This is a genomic window from Clostridium sp. TF11-13AC, assembly GCF_003481065.1.
Lineage (GTDB): Bacteria > Bacillota > Clostridia > Lachnospirales > Lachnospiraceae > Otoolea > Otoolea fessa.
In genome coordinates this window covers 143,000-167,853 of record NZ_QUKJ01000002.1, presented here as the reverse complement: position 1 = coordinate 167,853, position 24,854 = coordinate 143,000, and the positions used below count along the sequence as shown (strand labels likewise).

Genomic DNA, 24,854 nt, shown 5'->3' with positions numbered 1-24,854 from the left:
AAATGCCAAAAGAGCATATTCTTGTGTGCCTGTCCTCGTCTCCATCCAATGAACGCATTGTACGAATGGCAGGGAAAATGGCACAGGCATTTTGCGCCAGTCTTACCGCACTTTACGTGCAGACCCCCGGAGACGCTGATATGAACGCGGAAGATACCGTCCGTTTGCAGGCGAATATGCGTCTGGGGCAGCAGCTTGGCGCAGAAATTGTCACAACGCATGGTGAAGATGTGGCGACACAGATCGCGGAATATGTGCGGCTCTCTGATGTGACCAAAATTGTGATTGGACGAAGCGGCATACAGCGGCGGCATTTCTGGAGCGAATCGACGCTGACAGAACAGCTCATTACGCTTGCACCGGAGGTAGATATTTATATTATTCCGGATGTGGAAGCCTATAAGAACTGCCGCAGAAATCAGCCGCTTACTATCCGCCCGGCGTTTCCGACCGCCCGGGAACTACTTCTGACCATCGGAATTCTGGCAGTTACGACGGTCATCGGATGGATTTTTCTGCGGCTCAGCTTTGCAAATGCCAATATCATCATGGTTTACCTGCTGGGTGTGCTTCTGACTTCCACTTTTACCAGCGGATATACCTGCGGTGTGCTGTCCGCTTTTTTGAGTGTCCTCCTGTTCAATTATTTTATGACGGAGCCCCGGCTGTCTTTGGCAGCCTATGGCAGCAAATACCCAATAACCTTTGCCGTCATGTTCGCGGCTGCACTTTTGACAAGTACACTTGCGGCCAAGCTCAAAGCCCACGCACAGCTATCCGCACGGGACGCTTATCGCACGAAGCTCCTTTTTGATATGAACAGACAGCTCCAAAAAGCGGAAACGCCGGAGGAGGTCTATCGGATGACCGCGACGCAGATACAAAAGCTCATGCAGCGAGACGTTCTGATTTACCCGGCACAGGGCAACGCTCTGCTGGATGGGAACATTTATCCGGCTGACGGAAGTAGTCCATACAGCATCCCAGATACCGACCGGGAACAGAACGTGGTTCAATGGGTCTGGCAAAACCGCAAGCGCGCCGGAGCAACGACGCAAAACTTTCCAAAAGCAAAACGGCTGTATCTTGCCATCCGTACCGGACAGCAGATTTACGGTGTTGTCGGGATTCCGATGGAAAAGCAAACGCAGCCTGACGCATTTACATCCAGCGTTCTGTTCTCCATCCTCGGCGAGTGCTCTCTGGCGCTGGATAACCTGCGAAATGCCAGAGAAAAGGAAGAAGCTGCCGTTCTTGCAAAGAACGAACAGCTTCGCGCCAATCTTTTGCGTTCGATTTCTCATGATCTCAGGACACCACTGACCTCGATTTCCGGCAACGCAGATACGCTGCTGCACAGCTATGACGTGTTGGATGAGCAGACACGGAAACAGATTTTTACGGACATTTATGACGATGCACAATGGCTGACGGGACTGGTTGAGAACTTGCTTTCCATTACGAAAATTGTAGACGGCAGCGTAAAGCTGCACCTTTCTGATCAGGTCGTGGATGACATCATATCGGAAGCACTCAGGCATATTGACCGAAGAGCGGCAGAACATCACATCGCAGTAGATTGCGGAGACGTACTGTTGCTGGCACGGATGGACGCAGGACTCATCATGCAGGTGCTCATCAATCTGGTGAATAACGCAGTCAAATATACCCCGGTTGGCTCGAACATCTGGATCACGGCAATCCCGCGAGAAAATATGGCTGAAATATGTGTCAGCGATAACGGTCCCGGTATTCCGAATGAACTGAAGGAACGTGTTTTTGAAATGTTCTTTACTGGGGGCAATCCAATTGGCGACAGCCGCCGAAGTCTTGGACTAGGACTTACGCTCTGTCAAACCATTGTTCATGCACATCATGGTGAAATGACGTTGAAAGACAATTCGCCGCATGGCTGCATCTTTTCCTTTACAATACCACTTAGTGAGGTGAACTTAAATGAATAAGCCGCTCATCCTCGTTGTAGAAGATGATACCCCGGTGCGAAATTTAATAACGATGACACTAAAAACTCACGAATATAGGTATCTTTCGGCGCAAAACGGCGCAAGTGCCGTGATGGAAGCGCTGTCTCACAACCCGGACATTGTACTGCTTGATCTGGGGCTGCCGGATATGGACGGCGTGGAAGTCATCCGAAAAATCCGGTCGTGGTCGAATATGCCGATCATTGTGATCAGCGCCAGAACAGAGGATTCCGATAAAATCGGGGCGCTGGATGCTGGGGCGGATGATTATCTAACGAAGCCTTTTTCCGTGGACGAACTGTTGGCACGACTGCGGGTGACGCAGCGGAGACTGTCGATGATGAAAACAGACTCCGTGCAGGATTCTCCGATTTTTACGAATGGTGCGCTGAAAATCGACTATGCGGCAGGCTGCGCATATCTTGACGGCACAGAGCTACACCTGACACCCATCGAATACAAGCTGCTGTGCCTGCTCTCCAAAAATGTTGGTAAGGTTCTGACACACACCTATATCACGCAGCAGATTTGGGGCAGCAGTTGGGAAAACGATATCGCTTCTCTGCGGGTGTTCATGGCAACCTTGCGCAAAAAGCTGGAACGCGGAAAAGACGGGCAGCAATACATACAAACACACATCGGAATCGGCTATCGGATGCTCCGCATCGAGTAAGTAATTCCTGAACGGAACATTCATGACTGAATGGAGTAGATTTCTTGTGGTCATTCCATTCAGCCACAAATGCGCTGACCATCGTTGAAATAGCGAGGACTTGAAAGTCCTCGCTATTAGCATACATCGTCTCATATATTATATCTGTTTTTCCATCTTCGTTTTTGCTGCTTTCCCTACTTTCTAGCACATTCCCCATCAAGCCCCAAAAGGATTTTTAATCCATGATCCAGCTGTGGCAAAATGTATTCCAGACACTCCTGCACCGCCTTCGGACTGCCCGGCAGGTTGACGATCAGCGTGCGTTTGCGGATCCCGCTTGCCGCTCGGCTTAACATCGTCCGCTTTGTAAATTGTAAGCTGTATGCCCGCATCGCCTCCGGGATACCCGGAACCATCCGTTCCGCGACCGCCAGCGTCGCCTCCGGCATCACGTCGCGCGGAGAAAATCCCGTTCCGCCCGTTGTTAAGAGCAGATCGGCCTTTCCCTCATCGCAGATCTCCTTCATCACCTCTTCCAACATCGCCTGGTCATCCGGCAGCACCTTCTGCCAGACCACATCATAACCAGCCTCTCTCACCATTTCTGCGATTACCGGACCACTCACGTCCTCCCGTTTTCCCGCGTACCCAGAGTCACTGGATGTAATAATTGCTGCTCTCATTGGTTTCCCACCTCTCTTTGATCTCTTTCCTACGCTTCTTCCAGAATCTCCAGATTATCTCCCTCTTTGATCACGCCGCCGTGCAGCACCTTCGTAAATACGCCCTCGCGCGGCATGATGCAATCGCCCATTGCCTGGAAGATCGCGCATCCATGGTGGCATTCTTTTCCGATCTGTGTCAATTCCAGCACGACGTCGTTGCATTTAAATTTTGTCCCGATCGGGAGCGTCTTGAAATCGATTCCTTCCACGACCAGATTTTCGCCGAATGCGCCGTCCTCGACCTTTGCACCGCGCGCGCGGAATTCCTGAATCCTGTCATATGAAAGAAGGCTGACCTGACGGTGCCATTTGCCCGCATGGGCGTCACCCTCGATTCCATAGTCCTCGATAAGACAGACCTGATGGACATTTTTCTTCTGAACACCTTTGATTTCACTGGTACACGTTGCGATTACTTTTCCCATGATTGTTTCCCCTTTTCTTTATCCATAAATTTTCCGATTTCATATACGATATTTCACTTGTAACATTCCGCCGGCTCACACTTTCACCGCAGAAACCATAATCATAATCCTCACAAACACCCTGCTTATCCGCCTATCTGGGACATTCCCCGGTGTTCCCGATCCGTAAATTCCGTCTTTTTCTCAAAATTATGTCCCTTCGGCTTTTCCGCAAGCGCCTGTCCGATCGCCCGGCGCAGGTCTTCATCGGTACCGCCGCCGCGCAGAATGGTCTTTAATTCCACCCCATTGTCATACTGGAGACAGGTCTTTAAGAATCCTTCCGATGTCAGCCGGATCCGATTGCATTCGGAACAGAATTTATGGCTGACCGCGCTGATAAAACCGATCCGTCCCTGAAAGCCAGGGACTGCGAAATAATGGCACGGGCCATTTCCTGCCACGTCCCCGCACGGGGTAAAGGTTCCAAATGACTCTTCCAGCGCATGCTTCAACGCATCTTCTTTCACAAAGGCAAACTGCGTTCCCATGCCGATGGGCATCATTTCGATGAAACGCACGTGCACGTTATGGTTTTTCGCCAGTTCCGCCACCTCTAAAAGCTTTTGCTCCTCGATCCCAAGCACCGGCACACAATTTATCTTGATCTGCATCCTGCCTTTCTGGATCGCCGTCCGAAGGCCGCGTCTGACCGCTTCGATCTCATCCCGGCGTGTGAGCTGCCGGTACACCGACGCATCCAGCGTATCCAGGCTGATCGTGACTGAATCAACCCCCGCGTCCGCCAGCGCATCGTACATTTCTTCTAATAAAACACCGTTCGTCGTGATCGTCAGGCTCTTGATTCCCGGAATCCGTTTTAACGCTGCTGCTAACTCCGGCAGTCTCCGGCGCACCAGCGGTTCGCCTCCGGTCAGCTTGATTTTCTGAATGCCGTTCTCTGCCAGAATCTGGCAGACCCTCTCGATCTCACCAAACCGCAGGATCTCTTCATGTGAAATGCTGCAGACGCCTTCCTCCGGCATACAGTACACACAGCGCAGGTTGCACCGGTCGGTCACGGAGATCCGGACGTAGTCGATCGTTCTGCCGTATCCGTCTATCATCGCACAAATTCCCCGCTCTTTCCTCCCGATTTTGCATCGAGATGTATCTCTCCGATCTCCATCCGCTTGTCGATCGCCTTGCACATATCATAAATGGTCAGAAGCGCCACGCTGACACCGGTCAGCGCCTCCATCTCGACGCCGGTCTTTCCTTCCAGCTTAGCAGTACAAAGTGCTTTGATCGTCAGCTCTTTTTCATCCACCTCAAAATCCACGCTGCATTTCGTGATGAGAAGTGTGTGGCACATCGGGATCAGGTGTGCGGTCTGCTTCACCGCCATGATTCCCGCCACACGCGCCACCCCCAGCACATCGCCCTTGGCAACCGTTCCCTCCAGAACCGCCTTCATGACAGCTTCATTGACGTGAATCTTGCCGGATGCCGTCGCCGTCCGGCTGGTAATCTTCTTTTCCGTTACATCTACCATGATCGCATTTCCCTTTTCATCAAAATGCGTTAATTTCTCTTCCATCTGTATCCTCCTTTTCCTCTTCTTCCGGCTCCAGAAAGATTTTCTCAAACGCTGCTTCTGCTGCCGCCTGCACTGCTGCTTCCATCCGGCGGAATTTTTCTAAAAACACCTTTCCCTCCGGCGTCAGCACAGAAAATCCGCCCTTGCTTCCGCCCGTCTGGCGCTCTAAAAACCGGATTCCCAGCTGCGCCTCCGCGATCTTGAGCATTTTCCAGCCCTTGCTGTAAGAAATATCCCGGATCTGACAGGCACCGAGCATTGAACCACTCTCAGCAACTGCCTCCAGAAAATCCGCCGTCAGCGCGCTGAAGCATTCTTCCTCGCGGCTCAGCGAAATCGACGCCCGAAATGCCAGCTCCCCGCGCTTCTGCCTGTCTTTTTCGTAGGCAAGCAGCGATTCGTAGTCCATTTTCGTGTTGGTGTCCAGTAAAACACCCGGATCTTCAACCTCGATCTCCCGGACACCTTCGCCCCACGCATCCATTGCGCCGCGGAGTCCTTTTCCACCCCGGTACGTTAAGATATGTCCAAACACTTCCTTCGACAGCATGACCGGGTGTCCTTTTTTTCCCTGACAGACCGGTACTGCCATGCTTCCGGGCGCCTGCGCCATCTTCTCGATTGTGTCCGCCGTGATCATCGGCACGTCGGCAGGGAACAACAGCACCCGATCGGCTTTTTTCTGGATATGGCGCAGTCCCATGCAGATTGAGCCGTACATCTGCGATGTCTCATACCGCTTGTTTCGGATACAGACCGCACCACGGTGTGAAATATGACGTTCCAGCACATCTGCCTGATACCCGGTCACGACAACGATCGGCGAGATCCCTGCCTGCCGGATCGTGTCGATCTCCCTCTGTATCATCGTGGTCTGCCCCATCCGGAGCATCGGCTTTAATTCTTCCATGTGCGCCGACCGCCCTGCCGCCAGGATGATCGCGCCTGTTTTCCCATCTGCCATACATATCCCCTTTTCTATCATTCTAACCTTCTTTTAAAAGCATGATATCTCCCGGTGCAATTCCCAGCCGGACGCGGTCTCCGCGCTGATACTGGTTTAGTGAATCACTCTGCTTATAGTCTACCTTCCACCAGATCACCTCGCGTTCCAGTGCATTTTCTTTGTCACCCGCTGCCCCTGCATTTTCCACCGGACGCAGCAAAACATCCCACTCAAATGGCTGGCAGAGTGTGTCCCCCCACTCGCACGTAAATTCATTCGCACTGCCGCGCGCTGGGTAAAACTGGTGCGCCCGGATGCCGATATAGGCATGCTCCGCGGCAACCGCTTCTTCGGTCTGAAACGTGAGTCCCCAGTCTAGCGCCTCCACCTCATATTCGCCGATCCGCCGGATCCGGCTGAAGTTTTTACAACCTGTCAGGCGTGCCGCAGTGACATTTTCCGGTTTCTGGAAAATCGCCCGCGTCTCTCCCTTCATCGCCACCTGTCCGCGGTTTAAGATGATGCTCTTCTCGCAGAACCGATAGACCTCGTCCCGGCTGTGGCTGACCATCAGCACATCGCCCGTGTACCCGCGGAGTACCTCGCGCACCTGGAACTGCAGTTGTTCCTTCAGATAATAATCAAGCGCCGAAAATGGTTCATCCAGCATGATCACATCCGGCTCATAGACGAGAATGCGCGCCAGCGCCACACGCTGCTGCTGTCCGCCGGAAAGCTGGGACGGATACCTTTTTTCAAGCCCTTCTAATTTAAAGAGACGGATCATGCGGGCAACTGCCTCCTGTTTTTCCTCCTTGCTGCCCGAAAGCCCCGCTGCAATGTTGGTTTCTACGGTCATATTCGGAAACAATGCATAATTTTGGAATAAATAACCGACTTTCCGCTTCTGCGGCGGCAGGTTGATGTGCTTTTCCGAATCAAAGAGCACCCTGCCGTTTAACACGATCCGCCCTTCGTCCGGCGTCTCAATTCCGGCGATACACTTGAGCGTCATGCTCTTGCCGCTTCCGGAAGCGCCGAGAATGCCCATGACGCCGCCATCGGTATTAAGCGATACGTCCAGCGAAAAGCCGGAAAATCTCTTTTTGATTGCCGCCTGCAGGCTCATCGCGCGCCTCCCTTCTGTGCATCCGCTTCCCCGTCCGCAAACAGTTCCACCGAAACCTTTGCATCCTGACCGCCCGCTTCCACACTGTTATCTTTCTTTTTATGATTGCTGCGTCCGCGCATATCCCGCCGCGACAGCACATTCATCAGCACGACGACCAGGAAGGAAATCACCACGATGATCCACACATACTGGTATGCCATCGACATTTTTCCAGCCGCCACCTGTGAATAGATGGCAAGCGGCAGTGTCTGCGTCTTTCCGGCGATATTGCCCGCCAGCATCGCGGTCGCACCGAACTCGCCCAGTCCTCTCGCAAAGGCAAGGATCGCGCCGCTTAAGACGCCCGGCATCGCCGACGGCAGAATTACCTTCCAGAAAATGCGGCTCTCGGAAAATCCCAGCGTCCGAGCCGCATAGATAAGCGTCACATCGACCTGTTCAAACGCGCCGCGCGCTGCCCGGTACATAAGCGGAAATGAGATCGCCACCGCCGCGATCACCGTTGCCGCCCATGAAAATACAATCTTGACGCCAAACAATTCCAGAAACAGCTGTCCGAGCGGTCGTTTTACACCGAAAATCATCAGCAGGAAGAAGCCTGCTACCGTCGGCGGCAGGACCATCGGAAGCGTCAGGATGCCGTCCAGCACCATTTTCACTTTCTCAGAGCGTGCCGATACCACCAGCCGCGCCATCCAGACTCCCAGAAAAAACGTAATAATGATCGACAGCGTTGCTGTTTTCATCGATATCCATATCGGAGACCAGTCCATCTTTCTTCCCCCCCTTCCTATGAATCAAGTCGAACGTCCGTGAGACCCAACTCCCACTGAGACAAATTTGCTATTATTCGCCACCTAAAGAGGTGGGAGTCTTCTCGACTGAGATAAAAACTGCCGCAGAACACCTGGTTTTCAACGGACCCTGTATTCTGCGGCGGATTTTATTCCATACATGGTTCACTGTCTGTCCTTCGCTGTCCTGCTTTCTATTCACCCAGTCAGCTGCATATCCCAGACAGTCATCACTCCCGGCTTATTTATTTGCTGTGAAGCCATACTCCGCAAAGAAGGAGAGCGCATCATCGGTTCCCAGATAATCTACAAACTTCTGTGCTGCATCTTTCTTTGTGCTTGCGCTTACAACACCAACCGGATAGATAACCTTCGATACGCTTCCTTCCGGTGCATATCCGATAACCTTTACCTGGTCAAACTGATCGCTGGTGGTTGCATCGGTCAGGTATACGATACCTGCATCTGCGCTTCCGGCTGCTACCCAGCTTAAAACCTCGGTTACGTTGGTACCAAAGCTTGTCTTAGCCTCTACATCATCCCACATACCCAGATTCTCAAAGGCTTCCTTGGCGTACTGTCCAACCGGAACACTCTCCGGATCGCCGAGTGCAATCTTCTCTGCCTTTGTGATATCCTCAAAACCGGTAATTCCCAGTGTGGAATCCTTTGGAACGATCAGGGCGATCTTATTTTCCAGAAGCTCTACGACAGAATCTGCATCAACCAGTCCCTCGTCCTCCAGCGCGTTCATCTGCTTCATCGCTGCGGAGAAGAATACGTCTGCATCTGCGCCCTCTTCGATCTGGGTCTGCAGCTTTCCTGAACTGTCAAAGGTAAAGCTCAGCTTGATGTCCGGATTCTCTTTCTCAAATGCCGGCTGAATCTTGTCTTCCATAACGTACTGAAGGCTAGCTGCTGCCGCTACCAGAATCTCCTGCTGGTCGCCGGTTGCCTCTGCTTCTGCTTCGGTCTCCTCTGTCTCAGCTGCCTCTGCCTCCGTTTCCGGTGCTGCTGTCTCAGCCGGTTTGCTGGATGAACATGCGGTCAGGGATGCTGCCGCCATCGCTGCTGCCATTACAAGTGCCCACGTTTTTCTCATATCTTGGTTTCTCCCTCATTTCACGCACACGTTTCCGGCATCCTCCTCGTTTCGATTCCTCACGCCATAGCAATGTGGTTTTTACCCTTCCGTTATTTTCGGAAAATTATAATGATATTTGCTAATCAAATAGTAGCACGTGGCACTTTTTTTGTCAATCTTTACAATGATTCTTATTGAATGCACATGGTCATTATGTGCACCAAAAAATAACGTGGCTTTTTTCTGCATTTTCCCTTTATTCTTATGAATTTTCCAGTTGTTCTTTCCAAACCCTTCCGTCTATTTTCGTGAAATTATTATGATGATTTTTTCATGTATTTTATTTTTATCTTTTTATTTTTCATGTATTTGAAATTTTTTATCCAAATACGCCGGTGCTTCGGTTTCCTTACCGGTCACACGATTCCCGATCCGTGGCAAAGTCTTCCACCAGCACATCCATAATGCCGCCGCAGACCATTCCTTCATCTTCCGCTGCCTCGCCGGTCAGATCTACATGAACTACTTTGTACCTGCCGCTTCCGATCAGAGAACGTGCCTCGCCCAGCACGGCCGCCTCGCTGCAGCCGCCACCGATGCTGCCGAGAATCCGTCCGTCCCGGTAGACAATCATCTTCGCACCTGCCCCGCGCGGGGAGGATCCCTTTGATTCAATCACCGTGACCACTGCTTTCGGCTCATCCGGCTCCTCTGCCAGGCGTTTCAGCACATCAAAATCCAGATCGGAACGGTTTTTCACACGTTTGTCTTCCCGATCCATGCGCTTTACCTGTATGATCTCCGCCAGAATCGAGATCGCGATCTCCTCCGGTGTCACACCGCCGATCTTTAAACCAATCGGACTCTTTAAACGGCTCATCCGCTCTGGATCGTAGCCTTCTTCCAGAAGCTCCTGTTTCACGATACCGACGCGGCGTCTCGAACCAATCATGCCGAGATACGCCGGTTCTTTTCCTTTTCCAATCATCCGCAGGCAGTCCGCATCATGGCGGTGTCCGCGCGTAACGATACAGATATAGTCGCTCTCCTGAATCTTGAGTTCTTTGATCGCATGCCCAAAGTCATCACAGATCACCTTCTCTGCCATCGGGAAACGTCCCGGATTCGCGAAGGAAAGGCGGTCGTCCACCACAGTTACCAGGAATCCGACGCGCGCGCCAAATTCTGCCACCGGAAGAGCCACATGGCCGCCTCCGAGAATAATCAGGCGCTCTTTCGGGAAAAATGGTTCCGCCACATTCCAACTGCTTCCGGCGCGCCCACAGACCGGCTGCCCCTGTGTCAGGGCTTCTTTTCCAATCTCCGACGCCTCTGCACCTTCTTTCAGTTCACAGCGCATATCTGCTAGATTTCCCTCTTCTCCCACAAAGCTTCTCTCGAGCGCCAGACACGGCGTCCCTTCCAGTTTTTTCAGAATCTCCCCATACAGATTCATATCACGCACTTCCTCTCTTTTATACTGCATGAGCCATCCATTTCTCATTTCGCAGTTGTGCCATCGCGGTTGCTGCTTCATCGCTTCTCTCTGGCTCTATTATTTACCAAAACCGCAGTTCGGGAAAATACAAGTTGGACAATTTAAGCACAGACCACCTGCGCCCATCTTCGCCAGATCCGCTTTTGTCACTGGCACATCTGCCATCACACGCGGCAGCACCAGATCAAAGATGGTCCTCTTCGCATACATCACGCAGCCCGGAAGTCCCATGATCGGTCTTCCGTCCTTCATATATGCCAGCAAGAACATCGCACCCGGAAGTACCGGCGCGCCGTAGGAGACAACCTCCGCTCCGGTCTGCTTGATCGCGCTCGGTGTCGTATCATCCGGATCGACGCTCATGCCGCCGGTACAGACAACAAAATCGGCGCCCTGATCCAGCCATTCCTGGATTGCCTCCGTGATTTTATCCGGATTGTCCCCTATAATCTTCTGTCCCAGAACTTCCACACCAAATTCCTGAAGCTTTTCCCGGATGACCGGACCAAATTTATCCTCAATCCGTCCATAGAACACTTCATTTCCGGTCGTCACAATGCCCGCTTTCTTATTTTTATACGGAAGCAGCTTTAACAGCGGCTCTGAACCTGCTGCCTTCTTCGCCTCTTCCATTTTTTCTTTTTCAATTACCAGCGGGATCACACGGGTTCCGGCTAACTTATCACCTTTTTTTACCGGGAAATTCGTCCGGCGGGTCGCGATCATCATCTCCGGCAGGCTGTTGACCTTTAAGAGGCGTTCTTCATCGACCAGAAACAGACCGTCCGACTCCGCAATCAGCTCAATCTTGCCTTCCTTCGGATCGGTTGCACGCATATACTCATTCTGGCAGATGCCGCGCAGAATGTCCGCCGCCTCGTCCTCATGATATTTTGTATCGTCCTTTTCCCAGACATAAATATGATCTTTTCCAATCGAAAGCAGTACCGGGATGTCCTCCTCACGCACGATATGTCCCTTGCGGAATACGGCGTCCTTCGTCACGTCCGGAATAATCTGCGTCATGTCATGGCAGAGTACCTGTCCGACTGCCTCGGTTGTTTTCATTAATTTCATATGATTTTCCTCTTTTCCTTTTTACAGTAATGCCTCCGCACGCTTTGCCAGCTGATACCGCCGTTCCACACCCGCCAGCGCCTCCGGATTATCCTTAAATTTCTCCCGTTTTGCCGCAAACCGTTCTTCGATCGTTACACGCCGTTCTCCCTGTACCTGCTTGTCCGCCAGGTACACGATCAGGCTTTCGTTCAGATATCCCAGCTTTTCTTCCGGCAGATCCATATGATCCGCAACGATATCCGCGATCCCGGTATGTCCCAGAAGCCGCAGCCATCCCGCCCCTGTCTCTGGATGTTCGGGGTATGCTTTGGCGATGTCATGAAGAAGCGCCGCCGCGTAGATTTTGTATTTATCGATTGGAGGGCTTTTGTATGTCATCTCCACACACGTTTCCGCCCTATGCTTTAGAACTCTATCTGCCAATTCCACGGCCAGCTCCGCAACCACCCTGCTATGGCGCACCGTCGCCTCCGGCGTGTGGAACCATGCAAGCAGACGTTCACACTCCTCTTTGTCCGGGACAGGTCGTTTTCTCTCCCAGTCACGCAATTTCTGAAACTCTTCCTGGGTATCCGCATCAAACGCGCAGCCCGGATCCGGCACATCCAGGGGAATCCGGCGGATTCCCGGCTGTTCACAGGCGCCTTTAAGTCCCATCGTCCCGTCATGCTGCAGCAGTTTTGTGATCACATCTGCACGGATCAGAAGCGGATGTCCCGGTGTTTTCTCATATTCCGGGAGATAGACATCCCCATCGCCCTCCGCGAACCGGTATTTTTCATATTCCAGCGTAAATGGTGTAAACAGCGGCACATCCACCGGAAAAAAGAAAATGCCATCCAGCGTCTCTTTTCCTGCCGTTTTCCGCTTTTCCTCATAATAGGAAAGCCCCAGGCAGACGGAATCAAACATTTTCGTCTCCGCATACGCCGGATTGTGGATGAAATGGATTCCCGTTCCCGCAGCCGCCGCGCGTATATCTTCCGCCCGGCGTCCGGTAATGATCGTGATTTCATGTACACCGCACGCCCGCAGCGTCTGTATCTCACGTTCCAGGACCGTCTGGGCGCCAAGCTTCATGAGCGGTTTGAAATCCCCCATCCGCGAGGATCGCCCCGCCGCCGAGATCAAGGCGTCAAATACATAATCCTTTCTTTCATACACCTGTCCGTAGCCAAAGGGAATCTGCAGAAGTTCTGTCTTTTTCCGCTTCTCCCAGCCGCAGATCAATGTCCGGAACCAGCCCGCGTGCCCGATCACCAGAATATCACCCCGGCTCTTCATCCGGAGTTCATTCCAGGTTGTCCTGGCGCGCCCTGCACAATCTGCAAAACTCTCTCCCTGCGGCGGTCGGAAATCGTACATATCTGCCCCTCGTGCCACATACTCCGCTGGAAACTGTTCCCGGATTTCATCGAAGGAATGACCATCCCATTCCCCCATGTCAATCTCCGCCAGACCATCTACGACCTCAATCGGAATACTTCTGTCAATCACTTCCTGCAGGATCGCGGCTGACTCCCGGCAGCGCTTTAACGGGCTGGTATAAATCTTTTCAATTCTGCGTCCCGCAAATGTCTCCCCCAGCGCCCGAATCTGTGTCCGCCCTTCCTCTGAAAGCGGCAGATCCGTCCGCCCGATGCAATATTTCCGTTCATCTGGAAATTCCGGCTTCCCATGCCGGATCAAATAAATCGTCCGCATTCTGTCCTTTCCTAGTGCTCGTGTTCCTCTTCTTCCCCACACTCGCAGCTGAAATCATGGCTGTGTCCAAATGGTCCCGGTCCGCCGATGTAATCTCGGATCAGCTCCAGTTTATAACGGTTCATATAGCTATATGCCTTCTGAACCGTATGCCCGCTTCCCAGATAACGGGTCACGCCCGCCTTTACCAGTATCTCAAACGGTTCTTTCTCGATCGGTCCGCAGATGACTGCCTCACAGTCATGTTCTACCACCTTCTTCGCAAATACCAGATTGTCCGGATCCTGTTTTCCATAGACATGGAAAATCTGGTTCTTGTCCGCGTCAATAATCATCAAAAACGGACTCTCCTTAAAAGTCGCCGGCACCAGTCCGTCGATCTCCTCTGTCTCTGATGCAATCGCTATGTTCATTTTTTCTCCTTGTTCTTGTCAAATTTTACTGATTTTTTTCAAAATTTCTCGATTATTTTTAATTTTATGATACTGCAATTAAAACTTATCGTCAAGTTTTTCATGATATTGAATTTTACCACTCATTTTTCATTTTTCCTCGATGATCAGCCGCCTTTTTCCCGAACCGATATAGGGGGAAATTTCTTTTTCTATCACTGAGACGGTCAGGCAGTTCCCAAAGTATTCCGTTAATGCTGCTTTGACATTTTTCACTCTGCTTCCTACCGCATCTGCATAACCCGCTTTCTTCATAACAGCCACCGTCAGATGCTTCTGCGCCGCATTGTAAGATGCCTGAAAATCTTCCACCTCATCCAGGGCAAATAAAAGCTCATCTAATATGTGCATGGAAAGTACTTTTCCGCCGGACAGCCGGACGCTGTCATCCAGCCGTCCCTCAACCTTATCAAGTCTGGGCTTTAAACATCCGCAGGCACACGGTTCTGCAATCATCCGCCCCAGATCGCCGGTCCGATAGCGCACAAGCGGCATTCCCCGCCGCCGAAGCGTTGTCAGAACCAGCTCGCCGTATTGCCCTTCCGGAACCGGCTGTCCCGTATCCGGATCCAGAATCTCAATCAAAAGGTCCCGGTCCCGCAGATGGTAACCCACACGCGCCCCACACTGTACGCCGCCGCCGTAACCAGTTTCCGTCATCCCCCAGTGTGTAAAGACCCGGCAGTTCCATGTTTTTTCCAAAAAACGCTGCACGCTGACCGGCACATAATCAGCACTTAAAAGCACTGTTTTCGGGCCAAGTCCCGGCGCATGGGCTGCCAGCGCATACATCTGGCTTGGGACACCGATCAGGCAGTCTGCCCCCTCGCCGTCCCGCGCTGCCGCTTCCATATCGTGAATCAGTCCATGAACCTTCGTCTCCACCCGGATGCGCCCCAATCCTTCTTTTAAAAGTCCTCCAATCGAAAAAAATCCCGGTCCTTCCATATAAACCGTGACCCGATCGCCTGGCTTTACCATGTACTGCATCCCTGTTTCAAAGAAATCCGCCGTCTGCATCAGATCGTCTTCGGTAAAAAACAGGCGCTTCGGTGCCCCTGTACTGCCGGAGGTTTTCAGCGTGATAATCCGCGCGATCTCCTTGGCTGGAACACATAAAAATGTTTCCGGCTCCGCTTTCAGTTCCTCCGGGGTTGTGAGGGGAAGTGTCCGGTAATCCGCCCATGAAAACGAATCCGGCGCGAGCCGTGCATCGGAACCTGCCATTTCCCCAAGCTGTCCCCAGACGGATGTAAATTTCTTCTGATAAAATGGACTTTTCTCCTTTACATACGAAAGTGTCCGCCATAACCCGGACGGCTGCGCCGCTGCAATAAAATAACCGCAGCCCGCTTCTTTTAAAATCTTCCGTTCCGCCCCCAGCGCCGCGCAGACGGATTCCAGATTTCCATCAAAGATCTGCTGCCCGATCCACTCCGCCAATGTTCCCGACGCGTCCTGCATCTTTGCAAGCACAAATCCCGCCTCCGCCAGCCGGTCACGGATTGTTTTAGCGGACTCCAGCCGTCCCAGCATCCCGTCTAAGAAAAGCTCTTTTTTCCGGGCATACATATCGCTCATCAAAAGCCATCCCTCCGGCTTTAACACCCGGTACGCCTCCTGGAGCGCCGCCGCCGGTTCCGCAGCTTTGGAACAACTGCATTCCATCAGAATGATATCTGCCGTCTGATCTGGATATGGCAGTTTCTCCGCACATCCAGTCTCTATCCAGCCAGGTTCATGCACATCCGGATTCTTATCCAAGCCGGAAATCTGCCAGCCCGGGCAATGCTCAGAAAGCCATCGCATCGTGCCGCCGGTTCCGCAGCCGATGTCGATGACGCGAAGCGGCACTGCAGGGTCTGTAGACTCCGTATCTGCCGCTCCCGCCTCTGGTATCTCAATTCCCGCAAACTGGAACATCTGCCTCGTCAGCGCAAATCCACCGGGACGGCAGAGACTGCACTCATTTGTATCCATTTTTTGCACCTCTCCTTTCTGCGCTTCTATTATCTGCCTCTTTCCATCGGAGACAAGTAGTATGCACAGAACGGAATCTTCTTCCCGTCTTTATACACATGCAGGCTGCACTGGCGCAGGCGCTCGATATCGAGATTTCCGGCATCCTGAAACGCCATGGATGTGATCGTAAAGCCGTGGCTTTTGGCACGCTTTAAGAAGTCCTCCATATTTGTTATGTCAACCGACTCTTCTCCACAGCAGCAGGATTCTGGTTCTGGCTGAGTTCCGCCATAACCGCAGTTTCCTGGTTCTGGTTGAGTTCCGCCACAGCAGCAGCTTCCTGGTTCGGGCTGCGCTTTCTCCAACAGATACGCATCTGCATTGGCATCGCAGCAGCAGCTTTCTTTTTCTGGCTGGCTTTCTCCACAGCAACACGCCTCTTCCACATCGCGCCGTTCCCAGCGGCGTCCGACAAATTCTCGGTTCTTCTCCGCCGGATCCGGACCGCAGCAGCAGCCTTCGCCCTCCGCTTCTGTCTCGGTTTTTCCACTATAATTTGTCAGCGGCATCAATTTATCCCCAGGCATCACGATAAAATCCCCGTGGAACCCACACATCGGGTGATCGCAGCAGGATGGCGCGATCTGTTCCTCTTTGATAAGCCCCCCGCTCTGGCTGACAACCGCCTCCAAAAGTTCATCCAGCGTATAGCGGTCATCATCCGCCGGCAGCTCCGGGATACGTCCAAAATAGCTGACCGGCTGGAAATGCACGCCGCGCACATACGGCGACCGCTGAATGGCAAACCGGATGATGTCCCCGATCTGCTCCGTATTGACGCCCGGAACAAGGACCGGAACAAGCGTCACGCCGATTCCATACCGGCCGCACTGCTCGATCGCCCGTTTTTTCACTTCCAGCATCGGGCGGCGGCGCAGTTTTTCATATACGGCATCGTCCACGCCGTCAAACTGCATAAATACAAACGAAAGTCCCGCATCTGCCAGACGCTTTACAAACGCCTCGTCCTCCGCCAGGCGCAGACCGTTGCTGTTTAACTGCACATATTTACAGCCAACCTGCTTCGCATACGCCACGATCTCCGGCAGATCGTCCCGCACTGTCGGTTCCCCGCCGGAAAGCTGCAAAAGTGTTTTTCCCGGATCCGTCAGATCGTCGATCCAGCGTTTTACCGTGTCTAAGGACGGATCCTGTGCCCCGTCCGGCTCCGCAAAACAGAAGGTACAGTTCATATTGCACCGCGCTGTGATCTCCAGTAGGGTACAGCAGGTGGCGCGCCTGTGCTCCGCACACAGACCGCAGCCAGCCGGGCAATTTAGATTTTCATTTTCTCCCACCGCCGGACGTTCCCCGCGCCAGTCGGCAAACTTACGCTTATTTCTCCAGATTACACTGGAAAATGTCCCGTGATCCGGGCAGGTTTTTACCAGATATATCTGCCCGTCCCGCTCTTCCCGCTTTGCCGGAATGCGTTTTAAACAGACCGGACAGACACTGTATGTATGGCGCATTTCTTCTGGCAGGAGGGCTCTGTCCTGTAAGTTCATTACCATCGTCCTTCATCCCCTTATCTCAATTCATTACAGTTCTCCCATGATAAAGCCAGCCGCAGATGGGCTGTGTTCTCATGTTCACACATGGCAAATCCCCGCAGCCAGCCTGTCTCACCTATCCTTTTCAGATCCAAAAGCATCTCTCATGAATCATACTTATATCTACTATCTACTTATCTTCCAGCTCTCTCTCCACATCCGCCATACGTCCTTTTACCAGCGCTTCCGGCAGATATACCTCGCCGCACTTCGGACAGCACAGGATCTCGGTGTGGAAATTGTGCCCCAGATAGTCAAAAAATGTGGATTTCGGCACCATTTCCACCTGACACCGGCGGCAGATGACTTTTTTTTCCAATGCCTCTTTGATCCGCTGATCTCTTCCGCCTCCATCAATCGTCGGCATACTCATCACTCTCCTTCCAGATTCATGCGGTGGCTGTAGCCATTCCAGAGCTTATAACCGCCCTCCGGCAGCACCTCGTACTCTGCCCAGTAGGTCATATGCTGGATCTTCAGATGCCCGATTCGATGTCCCGTCTCCGGGTCGATGATACCGCGGTCTTCCCGCTCACAGTGTTCAATGACCTGTTCCATATCTTCGATCAAAATCTGACCCGCTGACAATTTGCGTTCCAGCTCCTTCTCAACTTCTAATTTCATGTGTGTTTCCTCTTCGATCGTCTCATTCCAATACGTCTTAAGCAGTTCCCGTTTTGCCGCCAGTCGGTTGTGCCAACGCTCTGTCACCGTCGCTGCCGGACGTCCCGCACCATTTAACCCAAACAGCAAATCGAGGATATGTACCGCCTCCTTGCCCTGTCCTGCAAAGGACTCCCGGCAGTTGACGCAGTAGGTCACATATGGCAGCTCCTCCTCTTTTGCACGGGAAGCTGTCATATAGCTTGTGTGGCTCGGAGAAGCAATCCCGATATGTCCGCCATATCCGCAGCAGCGCGCCTTTTTACCGTCATACGGCAGATTTTCCCAGACAATCCCCGCCGCATCCGCCAGGTGACGCACGCTCTCCTGCAGTTCCGGATAATAGCGGCTGGCGCATGGATCAAACAAGGCATACGACTGCGCTTGCTGGGTACTTCCCGCTTCCATTTCACCCTTTTCAGCATTGTCCGGTTCCAAAGCAGCATCTTTCTCCACGCCCCACTCTTCCATCACTTCCTCCAGGAAAACGACCGGCAGCTCCGGCAGGTATTCTTCAAACATCTTCCGGCAGTTCGGGCAGGCTAAAATCACGGTTGGTTCGCCCAGTTCTCTCCACTGCTGCCGCATTTTTTCCAGATGTGCCGCGTGGATGTCCACTTCGCCTGCCCACTCGGCAGGTGCACCGCAGCAGGTCATCCAGATCGCCGCATCCGGCTTTTTGGAATGCAGCCACTCATATGTCCGCGTCACATAGCGCGGATCCGAACCGGCGAGCTGGCATCCCGGAAAGAAGGCGTAGGAACTCTGCTTAACATTCTCCGGTTTCCGCGTAAGCCCCGCTTTTCCGGAGGCATACGCCATGTCGCGCAGCCAGAAATCATGAAATGGCCACGGCATCGCGCCCTTTTTCCGCATTGCCCGCATACTTTCGAGCAAAAACTGGCTAAAATCAATATGCTGCGGGCAGACCTCCTTGCACAGCCCGCAGTGATCGCAGGTGCTGATCAGTCTCGTCGCCCACGTACCATCGCGCGATAACGTACCGGGATGGATTGTTATGTAAACCTCTTCATACAAACGGCGCGGTGTTTTCTCATGCAGGCGCATCAGATCACAAGCACGCATACAGGCATCACACGAACACTTCTGGCAGCGCGCGATCTCCTGCATCGCCTCTTCCTCCGTATACGATTCCCCGTTTGCCGGAACCACCCGCTCGGCACGCTCAATCCCATCCGTTTGAAGCTTTAAAAGTGTCCCTTCCTTTCGAAATGGCTCATTCATGCCGCCCGTTTTCAGATACCGTTCGATCGCAAGCGAAACCGCCAGCCCATCCGCCAGCGCCTTCATGCTGTCGCCGCCCGTCAGAGAACCGCCAATGAAAACGCCCTGGGTCCGGGTCGCAAATGCGCCGTCCGGGTCCATTTCCAGACCAAAGTCCGCGCCGTCTGCCCCAGTTGCCACATACACGGCATCATAGTCCGCCCGGAGTGCCTCCAGATCCGTTACCGTTTCACCAAGATGGCGTGAAAATTCCTCAAACTGGAACTGCGCTTCGATCTCCGCATCAAATTCCGCCGGATCCATCTGGTTTCTCGCCTGACCGCCCAGAACCATTTCCCGCTCATAAACCGTTACCTCGTACTTTTTATTGCAGAGACGCAGTGCACAGCCAAGCCCCGAAAGACCGCCTCCGACGATCGCGATCTTTTTTCCTTTCGACGGCAGGTTATACGCATTCGGTGCCTTCCGCTTCGCGTACTCGACAGTCGCCCGCTCTAAAAACCCGATCGCGATTCCCCCGTCCAGCTTCGCACGCAGACATGCCTTCTCGCACGGATGGCTACACAGCTTCGACACAATATCCGGAAATCCCACCGTATTCTGATAGGTCCGGTACGCCGCGTTGAAACGGCCCTTTTTCCACTTTTCTTCCAGCCCCTTGATATCCAGCCGGAACGGACAGGCTGCCTGGCAGAACGGCGGCTCGTTCTGATGGCATTTCTCCGCCAGCGTCTTCTCAAAATCTTCCAAATAGCTCACAGGGCGGACCTCCCTTCTTTTCTCCTGCATTTATCGTTACTGTTCACGCGTACGTGCCCAGTAACGGAATTTGCCGTGGCTTCGCATTTAAATACGGCAAATTCCTGCTGCCACCACGTTTTCTTACGGCACTTTCGGTTCCAAAAGTGCCTACCCGTGAACAGTAACCATTTATCCTCTCCCAGAATCATTTATCCCGTCCTCAATCGATAAGTAAAAATTCTAAGAGCCAACTTTTAATACTTTTTATTATATACCATAATTACAAAAAAGCCGCTGCAAAACCTACCTCTCTAAACATAGATTCTGCAGGTTCGCAGCAGCTTTTATTTAATTCTTATTTACAATCACGCGATACGCCTTGCCGCAGCTGCCCGCTTCATGTGCAGCCACGCATTCCTCTTCCGAATCGGATTAGAACGGACGCTCAGCTGTCGGATCATCCAGGGATACGTAGAAGCTCTGGGTTCCTACCTGTACCGGATTCTCTTTGATATTCTCCAGTTCCTCATACATATCGGAACCAAGGAAGTATTTCTTCGGCTCGTACGGTTTCTCGCCCTTTGCAATTGCATCCAGACCAGCTTTTACCTTCTCCGGAAGTGCCGGGATCTCATGGATACGTACGCCGCAGGCATTGTAGATACCATTCAGAACTGCACAGTGGCCAGATGCCTGGAATGCCTCAGAAGCACCTGAAGAACCGAACGGACCATCAGAGATAGCGCCATCGATATGAATCAGGTTGATATCATCCGGAACATCCTTGATGTAGGAAGTACCAGCGCCAAACATGTTCGCATGTTTCTTAACGTCTGCGTAGTCCTCTTTCAGGGCGAAGCCGATACCATGCATGATACCGCTGTATGCCTGACCGTTAACAGCATCGATATTACCGATACGTCCAACGAAGTCAACACAGGTGAATTTCAGAACGGTAGTCTTACCGGTCTTAGTATCAACCTCAACCTCTGCCAGGTTCAGGCAGTATGTGAATGCCGGAGTCGGGTCGCCGATACCGGTATTCGGATCCAGACGGCACAGACCCGGAGTTGTGTTGGTCTCGTAACGGCCGAGATACTTGGTCTCGATGCCTTCTGCCTTCATCTCATCATAGGTACGAAGTGTACCATCTTCTTTTCTCATAGCTGCCAGAAGCTTGTTAGCTGCGATGATGGTTGCATTACCATCCATGTACAGGGAACGGCTGGCACCAGCCATACCGGTATCCGGACAGGTCTTGGTATCATTCTGAATCAGCTGGATATCTTCTGGTGTCAGATGCATTTCTTTCAGAGCTTCCAGTGTTACTACCAGAGAACCGGTTGTAGCACCCTGGCCCATTGCATGCCATGTGTCGTATTTGCGGATCTTGTTGCCCGGCATAAGCTCAAGAGCAACCTCAGCGCTGTCGCCGCCGCCCTCAGTAACGTTGAAGCCGCCCCATGCGATACCAACGCCTCTTCTCTTCTCCGGTGTGTCAGCTGCTTTCGCATCAGCCACCGCCTTCTCATAGATTGGACGCATGGTATCCATGATCTTCTCCATCGGATACTGCGGATATACATAGCTGTTGATATTCTTATCGCCTTCACGGCAGATATTCTTATAACGGAACTCGAACGGATCCATGCCCAGTTCTTCTGCCATCATATCCATCAGCGGCTCGCTGAGTGTATATGCCTGCGGAGAACCGTAGCTTCTGTAAGCAGTACCAAATGCATGGTTAACGTTCGCTACACGAACCAGACCTGCTACGTTCGGTACATTGTACGGGAAGAAGGTGAAACGTGCCGGTTTGGTCATAACGTCGTCACCGCCCCAGGAGTAAGCGCCGTGGTCCATACCGATATCAAATTCAGCAGCCAGGATCTTACCTTCATTATCACATGCCAGACGGCCATTGGAGTATGCCGGGCAGCGTTTGCCGCTGAAGTGCTGATGCTCTTCATAGGACATGGACAGGGATACCGGCTCGCCGGTAACTACGGTACAAGCTGCACACAGTGCGATATCGCCTGCGTTGGTAGACCATCCAAAGCTTGCGCCGGTCGGGTTCATGATGATACGGTATTTATCCTTCGGTACACCAAGGCAGTTACCCAGACGTCCGATCGAGGAGTATACACACTGGGATTTACACTGAATGGTCAGCAGGCCATCATCGCCCCAGTAAGACTGAAGTACACAACCCTCGATGGAAAGATGCGGCTCACGGGAGGAGGAGAAGCTTCCTTCTACTACATGCGGTGCTTTGTCGATTAAGTCTCTTACCTCTTCTGCATCTTCCAGACCTGCTCCCTTTAATACCGGCTGCTCGCAGAAGATGTTCGGAGTATCCTCATGGATACGGATAGCATCCGGCATAACTGCATCCAGATATGTCAGATACTCTGGCAGCTGCTCGTATTCCATCGTAACCTTAGCGGCTGCTGCACGAGCCTGACGATGTGTATGAGCTACTACCATAGCGATAACATCACCGTAACGATAGATCTTCTCATCCTGAAGAACTTTACGGGATGGTGTCATAACAGTACTTCTCTCATGGAACTGACCCTCAGCCATGATGTTAGTTCCGCCTGCTGCGATGAGGTCTTTTGCTGTGATAACCTTAACAACGCCCGGCATCTTCTCAGCTTCCTCAGTATGGATAGCCAGAATCTTTGCATGATGGGTAACCTTCGGCTGAACGATAGCTGCATATAAAACGCCCTGCGGCATCTTAAGAGCCTGATCATCGCCGTAGTCGGTCAGACCACAAACCTTACCAAGTGCATCCTGACGAACAACCGGTTTTCCGTAGTAGTTGCCATCTTCCGGATTGTGGAACTTGATATCCTCGATGCTGCACTCGCCACGCATAACCTTAGCTGCAGCCATAACTGCATCTACAATCTGTTTGTATCCGGTACAACGGCATACGTTTCTTGTCTTCTGGAACCAGTCACGAACCTCTTCACGGGTCGGATCCGGGTTCTGCTCTAACAGAGCATATGCGGAAACGATGAAGCCTGGTACACAGAAACCACACTGTACAGCACCGCAGTTCATCCATGCAACCTGTAACGGATGCAGATGCTGCGGAGTACCGATACCCTCGATGGTGGTAATCTTGGAATACTCTTCTACCTGGCTGATTTTCTTGGTACAGGAACGGATTACCTGTCCGTTCAGAATGATGGAACATGAACCGCAGACACCGGTTCCACATCCAACCTTAACACCGGTCAGACCGATCCGGCGCAGAACATCTGACAGTTTATCGTTTTCCGGATCGCACATAAACATACGATCAACACCGTTGATGTTCAACATCATTTTTCTTAATTTCATGCTGTTTCGTCCTCCTTCTTTAAAATAAATAGAGCCCTGATGCTTCCGACTATCCTTCCGCATCATACCCAATACTTACGATTCCTTAGTCATCCGCGTTTTCCAGCATCTCTGCCAGATCCGCCAGATCCACGCCATAGTCCTCCAGAAGTTCTCTGGCCTTGCGGTAGGTATTCTCTACCACCTGGGGACACCGAAGTGCCTTGTTGGCCATGTTATCTCCTAAAATCGAATGACAATCACTTCCTCCATAGATTTCACCATAGTTTTCCTGAAACCAGTCTGCCAGTTCCGGTATCATCTCGCTGTATGCCGCTTCCGGCTCAAAGAGCGCCATCATCATCGCCGCACCGGTCAGAGCTCCGCAGGTCAGCCCGCTTCTGACTCCCAGACAGAGTGCTGCAGATGCCTTCAGAAGGCTCGGGTTCTCCTCGCCCTTAAGGGTAAGTCCCAGTGATACAAGTGCCTGACTGCAGCAGCTTCCCGATAAAAGCAGCTGGTTCAGTTTTTTAATATCCGGCTCCATCCGCACCTCCTGTTCTTAGAAACACAAAAAGAAAAGCGGCACCGCCTCTGAAAAGACAGTACCGCTTAACGTATCCGAGTTTGTATATACATCTGCACCTATAGATATGGATACACCTATATCTATACCTATCTGTCAGCACATATATACCCTATCTATACAAGAAGCCTGACAGCTTCTCGTATCCATCGATGTAAAGCGAATCTCTCTTTCTTTTCAAATGCGGAAGGCACTTCCATTTCCAGATGTACCCATTGGCCTGACTGCATACGGTTTCCCGCTTAGCAATTTCGGCTCGAAAAACAGATTGTTTCTATTTTGGTTTTGATACCTCTATGGTACTCTGCTTTTCATCGAAAGTCAATCTCATTTTTCATAATTTTGAAATTTTTTACATCGACAGGACACTTGTTCGCCCCTTATTTTACCTCAATACGGGATTTTCAACATGCTATTTTACCCTTGTAATATCTGTTTACTTACAGAATTTCAGCATAACTTCCGTTCAAATGTTGTATTATTTGAAGATTTGTATTCTTCCTTTCTACTATTTGATCGAGTATTTTTTAAAAAAATAACGGTTCACACGCTTTCATAATTTTTCATTTTCATTTGTTTAAACGTGAATTTTGTTCACTTGGATTTCACTTGTATGAAATTTATATCTTTTTGATTCATAATCAAACATGAA

The 24,854-nt window shown here is 51.8% G+C and carries 20 protein-coding genes and 1 riboswitch; of the genes, 2 read left to right on the top strand and 18 right to left on the bottom strand.

Features of this window, described 5'->3' with window-relative positions; translation table 11 throughout:
* The first annotated feature begins 2 nt into the window (after positions 1-2).
* A complete protein-coding gene (locus DXD12_RS04980) occupies positions 3-1,964 on the top strand; it encodes a DUF4118 domain-containing protein (protein WP_118637628.1) in 1,962 nt (653 codons plus the stop codon).
* Positions 1,957-2,658: a response regulator transcription factor gene (locus tag DXD12_RS04975; protein ID WP_118637626.1), complete on the top strand. Its 702-nt coding sequence runs from the start codon at positions 1,957-1,959 to the stop codon at positions 2,656-2,658. The genes DXD12_RS04980 and DXD12_RS04975 overlap by 8 nt, the downstream gene beginning before the upstream one ends.
* Positions 2,659-2,834: 176 nt before the next feature.
* Here DXD12_RS04975 and DXD12_RS04970 read toward each other — a convergent pair whose 3' ends face one another.
* From DXD12_RS04970 to DXD12_RS04885, 18 genes are all read right to left on the bottom strand, one after another.
* Entirely contained in the window at positions 2,835-3,323 is a 489-nt protein-coding gene (locus DXD12_RS04970) for a MogA/MoaB family molybdenum cofactor biosynthesis protein (RefSeq protein WP_118637624.1), read from the bottom strand.
* Between the two features lie 29 nt (positions 3,324-3,352).
* Positions 3,353-3,790, bottom strand: a complete 438-nt coding sequence (locus DXD12_RS04965; RefSeq protein WP_022360487.1) for an MOSC domain-containing protein — start codon at positions 3,788-3,790, stop codon at positions 3,353-3,355.
* Between the two features lie 125 nt (positions 3,791-3,915).
* A complete protein-coding gene (gene moaA / locus DXD12_RS04960; protein WP_118637622.1) occupies positions 3,916-4,896 on the bottom strand; it encodes a GTP 3',8-cyclase MoaA in 981 nt (326 codons plus the stop codon).
* Positions 4,893-5,369, bottom strand: coding sequence for a cyclic pyranopterin monophosphate synthase MoaC (gene moaC, locus DXD12_RS04955; protein ID WP_022360485.1), 477 nt, complete (start codon positions 5,367-5,369; stop codon positions 4,893-4,895). Before moaC ends, moaA begins: the two co-directional genes overlap by 4 nt.
* Positions 5,344-6,333, bottom strand: a complete 990-nt coding sequence (locus DXD12_RS04950; protein ID WP_182457029.1) for an NTP transferase domain-containing protein — start codon at positions 6,331-6,333, stop codon at positions 5,344-5,346. Before DXD12_RS04950 ends, moaC begins: the two co-directional genes overlap by 26 nt.
* Before the next feature lie 22 nt (positions 6,334-6,355).
* Positions 6,356-7,444: a sulfate/molybdate ABC transporter ATP-binding protein gene (locus DXD12_RS04945; protein WP_118471667.1), complete on the bottom strand. Its 1,089-nt coding sequence runs from the start codon at positions 7,442-7,444 to the stop codon at positions 6,356-6,358.
* Positions 7,441-8,220, bottom strand: a complete 780-nt coding sequence (modB, locus tag DXD12_RS04940; protein WP_118637618.1) for a molybdate ABC transporter permease subunit — start codon at positions 8,218-8,220, stop codon at positions 7,441-7,443. The genes DXD12_RS04945 and modB overlap by 4 nt, the downstream gene beginning before the upstream one ends.
* 262 nt (positions 8,221-8,482) lie before the next feature.
* Positions 8,483-9,343: a molybdate ABC transporter substrate-binding protein gene (modA, locus tag DXD12_RS04935; RefSeq protein ID WP_118468947.1), complete on the bottom strand. Its 861-nt coding sequence runs from the start codon at positions 9,341-9,343 to the stop codon at positions 8,483-8,485.
* A gap of 391 nt (positions 9,344-9,734) precedes the next feature.
* Positions 9,735-10,811 carry an XdhC/CoxI family protein gene (locus DXD12_RS04930; protein ID WP_182457028.1) on the bottom strand — a complete coding sequence of 359 codons (1,077 nt, stop codon included), beginning with the start codon at positions 10,809-10,811 and terminating at the stop codon, positions 9,735-9,737.
* A gap of 69 nt (positions 10,812-10,880) precedes the next feature.
* On the bottom strand, positions 10,881-11,900 hold the full coding sequence (locus DXD12_RS04925) for a molybdopterin-binding protein (RefSeq protein ID WP_118637614.1): 1,020 nt from the start codon (positions 11,898-11,900) through the stop codon (positions 10,881-10,883).
* Positions 11,901-11,921: 21 nt separating this feature from the next.
* A complete protein-coding gene (locus DXD12_RS04920; protein WP_118637612.1) occupies positions 11,922-13,607 on the bottom strand; it encodes a DVU_1551 family NTP transferase in 1,686 nt (561 codons plus the stop codon).
* An 11-nt stretch (positions 13,608-13,618) separates the two neighbouring features.
* Entirely contained in the window at positions 13,619-14,020 is a 402-nt protein-coding gene (locus tag DXD12_RS04915; RefSeq protein ID WP_022360477.1) for a NifB/NifX family molybdenum-iron cluster-binding protein, read from the bottom strand.
* Between the two features lie 129 nt (positions 14,021-14,149).
* On the bottom strand, positions 14,150-16,039 hold the full coding sequence (locus DXD12_RS04910) for a DVU_1553 family AMP-dependent CoA ligase (RefSeq protein WP_118637610.1): 1,890 nt from the start codon (positions 16,037-16,039) through the stop codon (positions 14,150-14,152).
* A 29-nt stretch (positions 16,040-16,068) separates the two neighbouring features.
* Positions 16,069-17,595, bottom strand: a complete 1,527-nt coding sequence (gene trsS / locus DXD12_RS04905) for a radical SAM (seleno)protein TrsS (protein ID WP_207665260.1) — start codon at positions 17,593-17,595, stop codon at positions 16,069-16,071.
* A gap of 169 nt (positions 17,596-17,764) precedes the next feature.
* Positions 17,765-18,001 carry a DVU_1557 family redox protein gene (locus DXD12_RS04900; RefSeq protein WP_022360474.1) on the bottom strand — a complete coding sequence of 79 codons (237 nt, stop codon included), beginning with the start codon at positions 17,999-18,001 and terminating at the stop codon, positions 17,765-17,767.
* A gap of 5 nt (positions 18,002-18,006) precedes the next feature.
* Positions 18,007-20,301 carry a pyridine nucleotide-disulfide oxidoreductase/dicluster-binding protein gene (locus tag DXD12_RS04895; RefSeq protein ID WP_182457027.1) on the bottom strand — a complete coding sequence of 765 codons (2,295 nt, stop codon included), beginning with the start codon at positions 20,299-20,301 and terminating at the stop codon, positions 18,007-18,009.
* A gap of 414 nt (positions 20,302-20,715) precedes the next feature.
* The gene (locus DXD12_RS04890; protein WP_022359117.1) at positions 20,716-23,637 is read right to left on the bottom strand and encodes a molybdopterin cofactor-binding domain-containing protein; all 2,922 of its coding nucleotides are present in this window, start codon (positions 23,635-23,637) and stop codon (positions 20,716-20,718) included.
* 85 nt (positions 23,638-23,722) lie between these two features.
* Positions 23,723-24,163, bottom strand: a complete 441-nt coding sequence (locus DXD12_RS04885; protein WP_107000907.1) for a DVU_1555 family C-GCAxxG-C-C protein — start codon at positions 24,161-24,163, stop codon at positions 23,723-23,725.
* Positions 24,164-24,356: 193 nt separating this feature from the next.
* Positions 24,357-24,476, bottom strand: a riboswitch (molybdenum cofactor riboswitch).
* Between the last annotated feature and the right edge of the window lie 378 nt (positions 24,477-24,854).

Bases quoted from the DNA above. Each gene is read 5' to 3' on its own strand.
- DXD12_RS04980 (WP_118637628.1), top strand. From the start codon at position 3: ATGCCAAAAGAGCATATTCTTGTGTGCCTGTCCTCGTCTCCATCCAAT.
- DXD12_RS04975 (WP_118637626.1), top strand. From the start codon at position 1,957: ATGAATAAGCCGCTCATCCTCGTTGTAGAAGATGATACCCCGGTGCGA.
- DXD12_RS04970 (WP_118637624.1), bottom strand. From the start codon at position 3,323: ATGAGAGCAGCAATTATTACATCCAGTGACTCTGGGTACGCGGGAAAA.
- DXD12_RS04965 (WP_022360487.1), bottom strand. From the start codon at position 3,790: ATGGGAAAAGTAATCGCAACGTGTACCAGTGAAATCAAAGGTGTTCAG.
- moaA (WP_118637622.1), bottom strand. From the start codon at position 4,896: ATGATAGACGGATACGGCAGAACGATCGACTACGTCCGGATCTCCGTG.
- moaC (WP_022360485.1), bottom strand. From the start codon at position 5,369: ATGGAAGAGAAATTAACGCATTTTGATGAAAAGGGAAATGCGATCATG.
- DXD12_RS04950 (WP_182457029.1), bottom strand. From the start codon at position 6,333: ATGGCAGATGGGAAAACAGGCGCGATCATCCTGGCGGCAGGGCGGTCG.
- DXD12_RS04945 (WP_118471667.1), bottom strand. From the start codon at position 7,444: ATGAGCCTGCAGGCGGCAATCAAAAAGAGATTTTCCGGCTTTTCGCTG.
- modB (WP_118637618.1), bottom strand. From the start codon at position 8,220: ATGGACTGGTCTCCGATATGGATATCGATGAAAACAGCAACGCTGTCG.
- modA (WP_118468947.1), bottom strand. From the start codon at position 9,343: ATGAGAAAAACGTGGGCACTTGTAATGGCAGCAGCGATGGCGGCAGCA.
- DXD12_RS04930 (WP_182457028.1), bottom strand. From the start codon at position 10,811: ATGCAGTATAAAAGAGAGGAAGTGCGTGATATGAATCTGTATGGGGAG.
- DXD12_RS04925 (WP_118637614.1), bottom strand. From the start codon at position 11,900: ATGAAATTAATGAAAACAACCGAGGCAGTCGGACAGGTACTCTGCCAT.
- DXD12_RS04920 (WP_118637612.1), bottom strand. From the start codon at position 13,607: ATGCGGACGATTTATTTGATCCGGCATGGGAAGCCGGAATTTCCAGAT.
- DXD12_RS04915 (WP_022360477.1), bottom strand. From the start codon at position 14,020: ATGAACATAGCGATTGCATCAGAGACAGAGGAGATCGACGGACTGGTG.
- DXD12_RS04910 (WP_118637610.1), bottom strand. From the start codon at position 16,039: ATGGATACAAATGAGTGCAGTCTCTGCCGTCCCGGTGGATTTGCGCTG.
- trsS (WP_207665260.1), bottom strand. From the start codon at position 17,595: ATGGTAATGAACTTACAGGACAGAGCCCTCCTGCCAGAAGAAATGCGC.
- DXD12_RS04900 (WP_022360474.1), bottom strand. From the start codon at position 18,001: ATGCCGACGATTGATGGAGGCGGAAGAGATCAGCGGATCAAAGAGGCA.
- DXD12_RS04890 (WP_022359117.1), bottom strand. From the start codon at position 23,637: ATGAAATTAAGAAAAATGATGTTGAACATCAACGGTGTTGATCGTATG.
- DXD12_RS04885 (WP_107000907.1), bottom strand. From the start codon at position 24,163: ATGGAGCCGGATATTAAAAAACTGAACCAGCTGCTTTTATCGGGAAGC.